General features: G+C 61.0%; 12 protein-coding genes and 2 pseudogenes. 3 read left to right on the forward strand and 11 right to left on the reverse strand.

Going from position 1 to position 12,672, the window contains the following annotated elements; all coding sequences use genetic code 11:
- The first annotated feature begins 63 nt into the window (after positions 1–63).
- Together Q0562_RS03830 and Q0562_RS03835 are read left to right on the forward strand one after the other, a co-directional pair.
- On the forward strand, positions 64–477 hold the full coding sequence (locus Q0562_RS03830; RefSeq protein WP_298641400.1) for a hypothetical protein: 414 nt from the start codon (positions 64–66) through the stop codon (positions 475–477).
- Positions 478–2,129: 1,652 nt separating this feature from the next.
- Complete coding sequence (locus Q0562_RS03835) at positions 2,130–2,657, forward strand: hypothetical protein (protein WP_298641402.1); 528 nt, start codon at positions 2,130–2,132, stop codon at positions 2,655–2,657.
- A 44-nt stretch (positions 2,658–2,701) separates the two neighbouring features.
- Here Q0562_RS03835 and Q0562_RS03840 read toward each other — a convergent pair whose 3' ends face one another.
- From Q0562_RS03840 to Q0562_RS03870, 7 genes are all read right to left on the reverse strand, one after another.
- Complete coding sequence (locus Q0562_RS03840) at positions 2,702–3,271, reverse strand: hypothetical protein (RefSeq protein WP_298641404.1); 570 nt, start codon at positions 3,269–3,271, stop codon at positions 2,702–2,704.
- A 3-nt stretch (positions 3,272–3,274) separates the two neighbouring features.
- A complete protein-coding gene (locus Q0562_RS03845; protein ID WP_298641406.1) occupies positions 3,275–3,910 on the reverse strand; it encodes a thermonuclease family protein in 636 nt (211 codons plus the stop codon).
- Complete coding sequence (locus tag Q0562_RS03850; RefSeq protein ID WP_298641407.1) at positions 3,900–4,187, reverse strand: integration host factor subunit beta; 288 nt, start codon at positions 4,185–4,187, stop codon at positions 3,900–3,902. The genes Q0562_RS03845 and Q0562_RS03850 overlap by 11 nt, the downstream gene beginning before the upstream one ends.
- Positions 4,188–4,302: 115 nt before the next feature.
- On the reverse strand, positions 4,303–6,000 hold the full coding sequence (gene rpsA / locus Q0562_RS03855; protein ID WP_298641421.1) for a 30S ribosomal protein S1: 1,698 nt from the start codon (positions 5,998–6,000) through the stop codon (positions 4,303–4,305).
- Entirely contained in the window at positions 5,997–6,671 is a 675-nt protein-coding gene (cmk, locus tag Q0562_RS03860) for a (d)CMP kinase (RefSeq protein ID WP_298641409.1), read from the reverse strand. Before cmk ends, rpsA begins: the two co-directional genes overlap by 4 nt.
- Entirely contained in the window at positions 6,664–7,986 is a 1,323-nt protein-coding gene (gene aroA / locus Q0562_RS03865; RefSeq protein ID WP_298641410.1) for a 3-phosphoshikimate 1-carboxyvinyltransferase, read from the reverse strand. Before aroA ends, cmk begins: the two co-directional genes overlap by 8 nt.
- Before the next feature lie 45 nt (positions 7,987–8,031).
- A complete protein-coding gene (locus Q0562_RS03870) occupies positions 8,032–8,994 on the reverse strand; it encodes a cation diffusion facilitator family transporter (protein ID WP_298641412.1) in 963 nt (320 codons plus the stop codon).
- 317 nt (positions 8,995–9,311) lie between these two features.
- Here Q0562_RS03870 and Q0562_RS03875 point away from each other — a divergent pair, with 317 nt between their 5' ends.
- Complete coding sequence (locus Q0562_RS03875; protein ID WP_366144694.1) at positions 9,312–10,502, forward strand: NRAMP family divalent metal transporter; 1,191 nt, start codon at positions 9,312–9,314, stop codon at positions 10,500–10,502.
- 225 nt (positions 10,503–10,727) lie between these two features.
- On the opposite strand, the gene Q0562_RS03880 is transcribed toward Q0562_RS03875, so the two are convergent.
- From Q0562_RS03880 to Q0562_RS03890, 4 genes and pseudogenes are all read right to left on the reverse strand, one after another.
- Complete coding sequence (locus tag Q0562_RS03880; RefSeq protein WP_298641416.1) at positions 10,728–11,843, reverse strand: GHMP kinase; 1,116 nt, start codon at positions 11,841–11,843, stop codon at positions 10,728–10,730.
- Between the two features lie 10 nt (positions 11,844–11,853).
- Positions 11,854–12,063, reverse strand: a complete 210-nt coding sequence (locus Q0562_RS03885) for a hypothetical protein (protein WP_298641419.1) — start codon at positions 12,061–12,063, stop codon at positions 11,854–11,856.
- Positions 12,064–12,157: 94 nt separating this feature from the next.
- Positions 12,158–12,343, reverse strand: a pseudogene (locus Q0562_RS13745) (BrnT family toxin); the annotation flags it as partial.
- Positions 12,344–12,420: 77 nt separating this feature from the next.
- Positions 12,421–12,672 (reverse strand): annotated as a pseudogene (locus Q0562_RS03890) (hydroxymethylglutaryl-CoA synthase); the annotation flags it as partial.

Here is a 12,672-nt window from a genome sequence, read left to right on the forward strand (position 1 = left end):
GATATCGACAAGCTATTTAGGATCTGTATGAAAAATGAAATCCATTAGCTATATATCCTCTATTTGACTGATGCCAATATCAATGAAGACGACATCAAGAATTTAGAGGAGGAATTGAAGGCATCAAAAGGGCCGGGAAATTTCCGCAACTTGCTCCTGTATTCCCCCAATGGCAACAAGGATGGGATTCAGTTGTTGCCGATCTCAGAGGTGGCCGCAAAGGACGAATTCATGAACATCAAGGCCGTCTCCCGCGACGACCGGCTCGCCGCCTGCCGCGTTCCGCCCAACCTGATCGGCATCGTCCCGACCAACAGCAGCGGCTTCGGCAGCATTACCGACGCGGCCAAGATTTTCGCGCGCAACGAGGTGCAGCCCCTGCAGGAGCGGTTTGTACAAATCAACCAATGGCTGGGTGAGGAGATTGTGCACTTCGTGCCCTACGACATCGGCGAAACGACGGACAGCAAAGCATAAAAAAAGCCCCCGCGAGGGGCTTTTCTTTTAGGTGAATTTGAACAGGTAACAGCGGACATAGCGCGGTTTGTCCGGTGTGGCCAAAGCGCTATTCACCGTAACCGAGGCGCCGATGAAGCGGGGCGCCCGGCTTTGCGGTAGGGCACGCCGCTCGCCTCGGCGGCACGCAGGACTTCGTTGAGGTTGAGCGCGAGCACTTAATTTGCAGGTTGCCGGCACCACAGGCGAGCAGTTTGTTGCAGGTGGCGCAACGTAGTTGCATTTGCAGAGTCCTTGTCGGTTGATACAATCGCCGCGTCTAGCTAGGCGGCGGCATCAGGCTGGCAGGTATCTCTGCCGGCTGGCGTCGCGGTGTCCCCACACTGCGGCGTCGCCGTCTTCCCCGACCTGTCCAATAAGCTGGGTCGGTCGGCATCCATCACTCTACGGCATCCGCCCTTTCCCTTCATCCTTCCTATTCCCGCAGCAGCGCTCTGTGGAATTTTGCTGTACCTATCGTTTTCCCATTTCCCGTCAGAAAAATCAATCAACGTTCTGCCCCCGACCTGCGCGCACAACTCCGCCCCACGCCCGCGCGCTTTTGCTAGAGGGAGTTGCATCTTTTTACCGCTTGGAAAATCTGCGCCGTTAAGAGGCGGACTGGCCGATTACCTCTCCCCAATATCTGCGCAAACCACCACAGCATTGTGGCTCCTATTTTGTCCATACACCCTAGGGATGACAGGGGGAAATTTCTAAAAGTGCATGGGGGTAGTGGGAAAAGTGCAACATCCGCAATATACCCTTTTTCTATGCCTAAGTCTATGTTTTATAAGAGATTGCCATATGGCAAAAAAGTGCAATTTTTTGCCACAAAAAGTGCAATGTTTTTTAATATCCTGTTTTTAATGCAATTATTTTTTTCGAGCTTGTGGCAAAAAAAGTGCAACATGATTGCACTTATATTGCACTTTGTAGGTTCAGGTTTTCTCTTTCTGTTTCATGATGTTAGACGTATTTTTTCGGGCATGTTGCAGATGTTGCACTTTTCCCAACACCCCCCACGACTTTTGGAGGTGGGCGCCTCGCGTGTGCACGCGCACGTACTCGTAACGTATGCTAATCGGTAGTACCGAATGTAGTGCTTTTTCTGTAAAAATTTTCCAATATTTTGATTTATATTTGTTTCTTAATAAAGATTAGTTCCCTTCACCCGCTCCACACCTACTTGTCAGCCCCTATCAGGGGCTTTCTTTTTGCCTGTAAAATCGGAATACAGCCATTTCAAATAAAAATGATACAGCATTGATTTGCTTCGCCGGGCACTCATAAGAATCGCCGCGCGATTTTTATGGGAAACCTGCGCCGTACGATTCTGTCCTGTCTCCGGCTCGCCGCTTTGTCTCTTTCCTGTTTGAAACGACTATATTCACCTGTCTTGCCGCGAGGAGAAATCTTTGAGAAAACGCGGATAATCCCTTCCTCCCGCTTGCGGGGGAAAGGTGGCCGGAAGGGGAAATCTGTCCGTATCGCCAGAGTGATGCGTTCTGCGGACGAACGCCCCACCCTAACCCTCCTCCGCAAGCCAGGTAGGGATTTCTCTTTGATTATTAATGTGTTATGCTCAACAAGGTTAGGTCAATACTTATGCCTACCGCTCAAAAGGAGTCAACATGAAAAAACCGCTACTACTGCTGCTATCCCTCTGCGCCCTGTCCGGCTGCACCTTCATCAGCGCCGTCGGGACGCAGTTCAAGAAAATGGAAGAACCGCAAGACGGCGAACGCGCCCGCATCCGCGTCGTCGGCAATTACATCGCCATGCGCGGTACGCCCGGCTCGGCCTGCATGGACTACCGCAAGAAAGGCGCGGGGACCGTGATTGGCGGCTTCATCGGCAGCACCGGCTACCGTGGCCGCAGTCTGGGCATGCCCAACCCCAACGACAGCACGAAAGGGATGTTTTCCGAGTTCTATGTCCGCGCCAACGAACCCGTCACCCTGGAAATCGCCGCTGATATTACGATAGCCAACTGTTCTTTCCCCGCCACTTTTATCCCCGAAGCGGGGCACGATTACGAGCTGCAACTGAGTTCGCAATCGTCCGGTGGCGGCTCGGTATGCTCGATCAAGGGCAGCGAGATTGCGGGCGGTGTCTCCAAACCGCTGCTGTCCCTGCGCAAGACGGGGGAGTGCCCGTAGTCTTTGTGCGACAAAAAGCCCGTCTCTTGACGGGCCCGGCGGTATCAGTTTTTGCGCGCGGCACGCTTGCGGCGGCGTTTGCGCCAGAGCGGGAAGGCAATGGCGATGGGCACGATGGCGAGGGTGATGAGGATGGTGCCGAAGACGACGGCGCTGTTTAAGCCGCTGTCGCTATCGGCGATGTAGAGGCTGCGCAGCAGGCGGGGTTCGCCGCTTGCGGTGGCAGGCGGAGTGATGAGGGCGTAGTGCTGCATCGGCCAGAAGGCGCTGATGGTTTGCCACAGGGTGATGGTGAGGCCATCAACGGTGCGGGTTTCCCGCCGTTGCCAGGCCTTGCCGAGGGCGGCGTCGATGTCGGCAAGGAGGGCGGCGTCATCTGCCGTGCTGCGGAAGGTCTGGCCGCAGTGTTTGCGTTTGCTGTCGTCGCCATGCGCGGTGATGTCGCTCACGGCATCGGCGGCGTGTTCGTATTGTTGGCGGGTGCTGTCGTCGCGGGGGCGGTCTTTTTCACCGCCAAGCGGCAGGTAGGTACAGAGGTCGGCGGTGTTTGCCGCTTGCGGCGGGGTGCAGGCGGCGAGGAGGAGGGCGAGGAGGAGGACGGTGATTTTTCGCATGGTTCAGAGGTGGTGGCGGCGCCAGGCTTTCGGGCTGGTCGGTTGCTGGTTTTTGGTTTTGCGCCAGAAGCCGCGCCGGGCGGCGCGGGCGTTTTTTTCCGCCTGCGTGTAGGCGGGCGGGGTGTCTTTGCCTTCGTAGGCGAAGGCGTAGCCGTCTTCGATCATTTGCAGGTTGATGTCGCGACCGTAGTTGAACAGGGTGCCGAGGCTGCGCTGGTAGTAGTCGGGGCCGAGGTAGCGCATGTCGAAGTTTTTGCCGAGGCGTTTGCCGAGTTCGCGTCTGGATTCTTCGCCAAAGGGGGTTTGCCCCATTTCCGGCGCGTCGATACCGGCGAGGCGGATGCGGATTTCCTGCCGGCCTTTTTGTCCGTTGCAGCGGGCAGTCACGGTGTCGCCGTCGTAGATTTTTTTCAGTTCGCAGCGGTAGGTTTTGCGGATTTCGCCGTGAAAGGGGTCATGGCGGGTGTTGCCGTTTTGCCCGTCTTTGTGCGACCAGGCGGTGAAGGCGAGCATGGCGACGCCGCTCAGGATGAGGATGATGACTTTGTCGAACGTTTTTTTGCCGCGCAGGAAGGATGTGAACAGCGCCGCAAGGCGGCGCTGTTGTTGTTTGTTCAGGCGGGCGGGTTTACGCGCCATTTTCATCCACCCGCTCGCGCAGTTCTTTGCCGGCGCGGAAGTAGGGGATGGATTTGGCCGGAACGCGGACGGATTCGCCGGTCTTCGGGTTGCGTCCGGTGCGGGCCTCGCGGTAGTGCAGGGAGAAGCTGCCGAAGCCGCGTATTTCGACACGGTCGCCTTTTTCCAGGCTCTGGCAGATTTTTTCGATGATGAGTTTGACGGTTTCTTCGACATCCTGACTGCGCAGTTGCGGGTAGCGCATGCAGAGACGGTCGATCAGTTCCGATTTGGTCATGTTCGCTCCGTTGCGTTGTTGTTATGCCCCGAAGGGGTTCGAGAAGCGCCGCAGCGTGGGCTGCGGCGGATGTGGAGACGGTTTGCCGCCGCTCGCGCGGCGGCAATGGGCGTTTTTAGTTGTCGCTGTTGTTCAGCTCTTTGAAGATGTCGCCGAGCGAGGTACCACCGTGGTTTTCTTTGCGGGTGTAGTCCTGGATGACGGCTTTTTCGTCCGCCACGTCTTTGGCGCGGATGGAGAGGTTGAGGGTCTTGTGCTTGCGATCGACATTGATGACTTTCGCCTCGATTTCGTCGCCGACGGCGAGCAGTTTGCTCAGGTCTTCGACGCGCTCGATGGCGGCTTCGCTGGCTTTGAGGATGCCGTTGACGTCGTCGCTCAGTTTGATGACGGCCTGGCGTTCATCGACTTCGCTGACGGTGCCCTTGACCACGCTGCCACGGCCATTGGCAGAGGCGAAGGCGGCGAAGGTGTCCTGACTGAGCTGTTTGACGCCGAGCGAGATACGCTCGCGTTCGGAGTCGATGGCGAGGATGACGGCTTCGACTTCCTGGCCTTTCTGGTAGTGGCGCACGGCTTCTTCGCCGTTTTCGTCCCAGGAGAGGTCGGAGAGGTGGATAAGGCCGTCGATGCCGCCTTCGAGGCCGATGAAGACGCCGAAGTCGGTGATGGACTTGATTTGTCCCTTGACGTGGTCGCCCTTATGGAATTTGCGGTCGAATTCCTGCCACGGGTTCGGTTGGCACTGCTTCATGCCGAGCGAGATGCGGCGGCGTTCCGGGTCGATTTCGAGGATCATGACGTCCACTTCCTGACCGACGGCAACGAATTTGCGCGGGTTGACGTTCTTGTTGGTCCAGTCCATTTCGGAGACGTGGACGAGGCCTTCGACGCCGTCTTCGATTTCCACGAAGGCACCGTAGTCGGCGATGTTGGTGACTTTGCCCCGGGTCTGGCTGTGAACCGGGTAACGCTGGGCGATGTCGCCCCACGGGTCGGAGCCGAGCTGTTTCAGGCCGAGGGAGACGCGGGCGCGTTCGCGGTCGAATTTGAGGACTTTGACTTCGACTTCGTCGCCGATGTTGACCACTTCAGACGGGTATTTGATGCGTTTCCACGCCATGTCGGTGATGTGCAGCAGGCCGTCCACGCCGCCGATGTCGAGGAAGGCACCGTAGTCGGTGAGGTTTTTGACGACGGCCTTGACAATGTCGCCTTCTTGCAGGTTTTTCAGCACCTCGTCGCGTTCGGCCTTGTATTCGTTTTCAAGCACGGCGCGGCGGGAGATGACGATGTTGTTGCGTTTTTGATCGAGTTTGATGATTTTGAAGTCAATTTCTTTGCCTTCGCTGAGGGCGGGGTCTTTGACCGGGCGGACATCGACCAGAGAACCGGGCAGGAATGCCTTGACGCCTTCGACATCCACGGTGAAACCGCCCTTGACGCGGCCGGAGATAACGCCGGTGATGGTTTCGCTGTCGTTGAATTTCTGTTCCAGCACTTCCCAGGTGCGGATGCGTTGCGCTTTTTCGTGCGAGATTTTGGTTTCGCCGAAACCGTCTTCCAGCGCTTCCAGGGCGACTTCGACGCTGTCGCCGACGGCGACGGTGAGGTTGCCGTTTTCATCGGTGAACTGGCTGGTGGGAACAAAGCCCTCGGATTTGAGGCCGGCGTTCAGGACGACGAAGTCTTTGTTGATTTGCACGACTTCGGCCTTGATGATGGAGCCGGGTTTGAGCTCGGCGGTTTCGATGCTTTTTTCAAAAAGCTCAGCAAATGATTCCATAGATTTCTCTGGTTGATAAAAAGTCAGGTAAAAGAAAAACGTGCGGCAATTTCCCTGGAAACTTGCTGGTGCACGTCCTGAATCGACAATCCGCCCGTGTCGATGACCACCGCATCCGAAGCTGGTTTGAGCGGGGCTACGCTGCGGGTTTGATCGCGCTCGTCACGCGCGACAATCTCTGCGTAGATGTCGCGCACATTAACACATTCCCCCTTTGCCAACAACTGCTTATGGCGCCGCTCGGCGCGGATTTCGCTTGATGCGGTCAGGAAGAATTTGAGCGGCGCGGCGGGGAAAACCACCGTGCCCATGTCGCGGCCATCGGCGATGAGCGGCGCATCGCCGGCAAAACGGCGCTGATAATCGAGCAGGGCGGCGCGCACGGCGGGATAGGCGGCGATTTTCGAGGCGGTGGCGGCGCAACGCTCGCTGCGCAACGCATCGCCGACGGGTTCGCCGTTTAACAGCACCGTGCAACCCGCTGCGTCCAGGCGGAAATCCACCTGCAAACCCGCCGCCAGCGCCGCAACGGTAGCCGCGTCCGCCTCCGCCTTGCCCGCCGCCAGCGCGCGCAGGGCGAGCAGGCGGTAGAGCGCGCCGCTGTCGAGATACGCCCAGCCCAGTTCGCGGGCGAGGTTCTGGCACAACGTGCCTTTGCCGACCCCGCTGGGGCCGTCCACGGTGATGACCTTACGCATGGCTTTCCTCAATCTGCATACCGATGATGCCCTGCGCCAGCGCGCGGAACGTCGGGAACGAGGTGGCGACGTTGGTACAATCCAGAATCTCTACCGCTGCGGCGGCGCGCAGCGCGGCGACGGCGAAGCTCATGGCGATGCGGTGATCGCCGTGGCTGTCCACCCGCCCGCCGGTGAATGCCGTCCCCGCTTTGCCGCGAATACACATGGTGTCTTCACCCGCCTCACAAGCCACCCCCAGCGCACGCAAGCCCGCGTCCATCACCGCGAGGCGGTCGCTTTCCTTGACGCGCAACTCGCGCAGCGCCGTGGCGCGCGTTTCGCCCTCGGCGCAGGCGGCGGCGATGAAAATAATCGGAAACTCGTCGATGGCGATCGGCACCAGCGCTTCATCAATGGTGATGCCGTGCAGCCGCGAGGCGCGCACGCGCAAATCGGCGACCGGCTCGCCGCCCGCCTCGCGCGCATTCTCCACCGTGATGTCGCCGCCCATCGCACGCAGAATCTCCACCACCGCCGCGCGGGTCGGGTTCATGCCGACATTTTCCAGCAGCAACGCGCCCTCGCGCGCAATCAGCGCCGCGACGAGGAAAAACGCCGCCGAGGACACATCGCCCGGCACGACCACATCGCAGGCGGTCAAGTGCTGCCCGCCCGCAATCGCCAGCGTCGCGCCGTCCCGCCGCACCTCGACGCCGAAGCCGCGCAGCATCCGCTCGCTATGGTCGCGGCTGATGCCCGTTTCCGTGATGCGCGTCGTCCCTTCCGCATACAGCCCGGCAAGCAGCAGCGCGGATTTCAACTGCGCGCTGGCGACCGGCAGGGTGTAATCGATGCCGTGCAGCGGTTTGCCGTGAATCGCGAGCGGCGCCGTGCCGCGTGCGCCGGTCACAATCGCCGCGCCCATCAGCGCCAGCGGCTCGGTCACGCGGCGCATCGGCCGCTGCATCAGCGAGGCGTCGCCGACCAGCTCGCTGTCAAACGGCTGCCCGGCCAGCAGCCCCGCCAGAAGACGCATACTGGTGCCGCTGTTGCCGACATCGAGCGGTGCGGCGGGCGCGCGCAGGCCGTGTAACCCGGTGCCATGCACCGTCACCCGGCCCTCGCCGTGATGCTCAATGGCAACGCCCATTGCCTGAAAGGCGCGCATGGTGGCGAGGCAGTCCTCGCCTTCAAGAAAACCGCTGATATGCGTGGTGCCGTCGGCGAGTGCACCGAGCATGATGGCGCGGTGGGAAATGGATTTATCGCCCGGCACGCGCACCGTGCCGGACAGCGACGGCGCAGGATGACTGCGCCAGATGATGTTCGTCATAATCTCTCCTCGCTGAAAAACAGGCATCTTACCGCAGGGGACGGCTTACCCGCGCCGGTGCGGGCAGACGAGGCAGCAGTCGCATTCGATGAAGACGCGGCTGATGCGCGCTTCGTCCGCCGCGAGACGGGCGCGCAGCCGCTCCTTCATCGCGCACAGGGCGGTAACGGACAGGGTGCCGTCCACCAGCAGGCGCAAATCGACGACGAAGGCGCTGCCCATCTTGCGCACCAGGCATTCCTGCACCGCCTGCACCGCTTCTTCCCGCCCTGCCGCCGCGATGATGCGCTGGCGCAACTCGCCGAAGCGGTCTTCATCCATGATGTCGGCCAGCGCCGGGCGGAAGATGCGCCAGGCGTTGTAGAAAATAATCGCCGCCGCCACCAGCGCCGCCCAGTCGTCCGCGCTTTCCCAGCCCTTGCCCATGACCAGCGACACGGTGATGCCGCAAAAGGCGGCGAGCGAGGTCAGCGCGTCGCTGCGGTGGTGCCAGGCTTCCGCTTCCAGCGCGCCACTCGCTGCTTCATGCCCGCGCTTGCGGAAGAGGCGGAACAGCCCCTCTTTCACCGCCACCACCGCGAGCAGCACGATAAGGGTAAACGGCGCGGGGGTTTTGTGCGGGGTGATGATGTGCACGACGCTTTTGTAGGCGATGATGCCCGCCGAGGCGAGAAGGAAGGCGACGGTGATGAAGGTGGCAAGCGATTCCGCGCGCCCGTGCCCGTAGGGATGGTTGGCATCGGGCGGGCGGTCGGCGACGCGCAGGCCGAGGTAGAGCAGCAGCGAGGAAAACACGTCGGTGGTGGATTCGATGGCGTCCGCAATCAGCGCGTAAGAATGGCCGGCAATCCCCGCCGCCCCCTTGACGAGCGCCAGCGCGGCATTGCCGAGCACGCCGAGCAGAACCAGTTTGGCGGCGGGCGCGCTCATCGCCCCGCCCCGCGAGTGGCTGTAAACATAAATTCTCCGGAAAAACGCGGCGCAGTATAGCGGGCGTGTGGGCGGCATACAGGTTTCCCGCAGGAACAAACGCTTTTTCAGAAGGTTATGGGAACGCGCCCGCATGTGTGCGGGCAGTAGCACGGCAAAACAGCAGCATAGGGAATCTGTTGCCATTCCAAGCCATTTGCGGATGAAATCCCCAATATTTGAGCGAATAGTGGCGGATTTCCGCGCCTTTGCTTCAAAAAACGGATGCCTGCGCTACAATGCGCGCTTTTTCACCGGAGCATATCTTGAATACCCAAGCAGTCCCCACCGCCCACGAAGTTTCCCCCGTTTCCACCTGGCGCAGCCGCCTGCGCGCCCTCGGCCCCGGCGTGCTGATGGCCTCCGCCGCCATCGGCGGCTCGCACCTGGTCGCCTCCACCCAGGCTGGCGCGATTTACGGCTGGCAACTGGCGCTGATTATCGTCCTGACCAACCTCTTCAAATACCCGTTTTTCAGCTTCAGCGCGCATTACACCCTCGACAGCGGCAAAAGCCTGATTGAAGGCTATGCCGAAAAAAGCCGCGCCTATCTGTGGGTGTTCCTGGTGATGTGCTTCCTTTCCTCCACCATCAGCGCGGCGGCAGTCGCCCTGCTCACGGCGGTCATCGTCCAGACGGCGCTGCCCGGCCTGCCGCTGTCGGTCAACATGTGGTCGGTGCTGCTCATCGTCTCCTGCGTGCTCATCCTCTTCATGGGGCGCTACAAGGCGCTGGATTCCCTCTCCAAGCTCATCGTCATCAGCCTGAGCATCACCACCATCATCGCGGCGGGCATCGCCGCCTCGAAAGGGATGCAGGTGCAGGCGGATTTCGTCGAGCCCTCGCCGTGGACGCTCGCCGCCCTGCCCTTCATCATCGCCCTGATGGGCTGGATGCCCGCGCCGATCGAAATTTCCGCCATCAACTCGCTCTGGCTCACCGCCAAGCAGCGGCACACCCCGGCGAATTACCGCGACGGCATGTTCGATTTCAACGTCGGCTTCATCACCAGCGCCGTGCTGGCGCTCTTTTTCCTCGCCCTCGGTGCCTATGTGCAATACGGCAGCGGTGAAGAGGTGCAGATGAAGGGCAGCGCTTATGTGCCGCAGCTCATCAATATGTACGCGGTAACAATCGGCGACTGGTCGCGCCCGCTGGTGGCCTTCATCGCCTTCGCCTGCATGTACGGCACGACGATTACCGTCATCGACGGCTACCCGCGCGCGATTGCCGAAGCGGCGCGGCTGGTGCGCGGCAAGCCGTTCTTCCGCACGCGCGAACTCTTTGCCTGGATTCTCTGGGTGTCGATAACCGCCATCGCCCTGATCCTGTGGTTCCAGGGCGCGCTCGGCGAACTGCTGCGCTTCGCGATGATTACCGCCTTCCTCGCCGCGCCGGTCTTCGCCTGGCTGAATTACGGTCTGGTGCAGCGCGACAAGAAACACCGCCTCTCACCGGCGATGAACGTGCTAGCCGTGGTCGGCCTGATTTACCTCATCGGCTTCGCCCTGCTCTTCATCCTCAACGAAACGGGCGTGCTGGCATAGGCGCAGTGCACCCGGTGCAACAGGAAAGCGGGCTTCAAGCCCGCTTTTTTTACAGCCGTTGCCGTTGTACACGAGAAAAAACCGCCTAGCGGCGTCGTTGCCGGATTTTTGCTTTTTGAGGCGTTGCCGGCAACGTCTCTACGTTTTTCTTTCTGCCGTAGTGCCGACGCGCTGTCCGAACAGCCGTCAAGCGGCGTGATTGCCGGGGCCGCGTCAAGGTACCGTTCAATTCAGGGCGGCTGTCAGCGGGGCGGGGGAGCCAGCGGCTTCGGCTTCGCTCAGGATGTGCGCGCCGCGCGGGGCGATGTGCAGGTTGTCCCAGGTCAGCGCGGGTTGATGAGCGGCGAGGAGGGCGGGGATGGCCTGCGGGTCGGGGTGGTAGGCGAGGATGATGCCGCCGCCCGCACCGCGATGCGCCCCTGCACCGCTGATTTTTGCTGCGCCGCCTGCCGTTTCGATGGCGGCGACAAGCGCGGCGGCAGGCGCAGGAACAGTGCCGATGTGCTGCAGCAGGCGGTGGTTTTCGCGCAGGGCGGGACGCGGGTCGGCACCCGTAGTGAGCGCCTCTTGCAGGGTGCTGGTGATGGTGGCGAAGGTCTGCCACAAGGCGCTATCCCGGCCATGCTGCTGGCGCACATGGGCGACGCATTCGCCGGTGCTGACGATGGGGATGCCGGAAAGTATCCAGTACCAGCCGCTGCCAAGGGTGGCGGCAAGCGGTGCCGGTGTGCCGTCACGCAGGATGTGCAGGCCGCCATAGACGGTGGCGGTGGCGTCGATGGCACTGCCTTTGCCGTGTTGCAGGCGTTCGCAGAAGCGGACGCGCTCGAAGCGCTGTCGGTCGCTCATCGGGCGGCCGAGCAGGTGTTCGTAGAGGACGAGGGTGGCAGCGATGGCGGCGGCGGAGGAACCCATGCCCGCGCCAAGCGGCAGTTCGCTGCTGCTGCTGAGGCGGCCGGGCACGGGCAGGCGGCTGCCCGCGCTGAAACCGGGCAGCGGCAGGTGGCGCAGCAGGGTGGCGAGGCTGTAGATGACGAGGTCGTCCGGGCGGCGCAGGATGTTTTGCACGGCGCGCTCGCCCCGGTCGTATTGTTCGAAGCGGCGGTCGAGTTCGTCTTTCAGGCGGTGCAGCGCGGCGGTACGGTAGTGTTTGCCGGCGGAGATGCCGGCGAGGGCGGTGCGGATGGTGCGGCTGCGGTGGATGGGGGCGAAGCCGATGGTGGTGTAGCGCGTGATAGCGCAGACGATGGCGGGCGCGCCATAGACGACGGCGTGTTCGCCGCTGAGGATGATTTTGCCGGGGGCGCGGGCGCGGGTGAGTGTGTCGTCGTAGTCGTTCATGGGCGTTGGGTTATGTCCCGGGGTGTTGTGGTTTGCGCCGCTGTTTGACGCAATCCTGGAGATATTGGTGTATTAAGGCCTCAGTGGTGGTATGCAACTCTTCTGCCAGGGTCTGGAAGTAGGCGGCGCTGTCTGCGTCGAGCGGGATAACAACGGCTTGTTTGAGCTGCGAGGCGTAGGGATTGCGGCGCGCCCGGCTGAAATCGTATTCGTCTTTCATGGTCTTTGCTCCCAATATTGTCGCTGTTCGTGTTTTGTTGCCTGCGGGCAGAGATGATGCGGATTTTGCTGCCTCGTGTGCAGTGAACGACGATCAAAAGCCGCTGCCGTTTGCTTAACCCGAGCAAGACAAAGCGGTCTTCGTCAAGGCTATGTTCCGGGTCGGCAATCAGTAGCGCGAAGTCATCCAAGAATACGCCGGCAGCTTCATCGAATGATACGTCGTGTTTTGCCAAGTTGCTTGCGGCCTTGTCCATGTGCCACTCGAAGCGGATTGTCATAGGCGGGCTGTTCGTAAATGCCAGTATCGTGAAAGAGGCTTTTTGTTAATGGGTTGACGCGCACCAAGCGAGCCTTCTCAGACGCTTGCCGGGCCGTCGTAGTAGCGGCGGTGGTTCTTGATGGCGGCGAGGCGGTAGGGCGCGGGGTTGTCGTGCGGCATTTCCACGTCGCTGGCGCCGTCCGGGGCGTGCCAGTAGTCGAGGTAGGTGGGGTAGTCGATTTCGCGGCGCGCGGCGAGCAGGGCGCGGTGCGCGTCGCGGCAGCGGTGCTTGCGGTAGTCGGCGCTGATGGTGGCGGCGAGGTATTCGCCGGTGCAGCCGGAGCCGTA

This window comes from uncultured Cardiobacterium sp. (assembly GCF_938028825.1).
Taxonomy (GTDB): Bacteria; Pseudomonadota; Gammaproteobacteria; order Cardiobacteriales; family Cardiobacteriaceae; genus Cardiobacterium.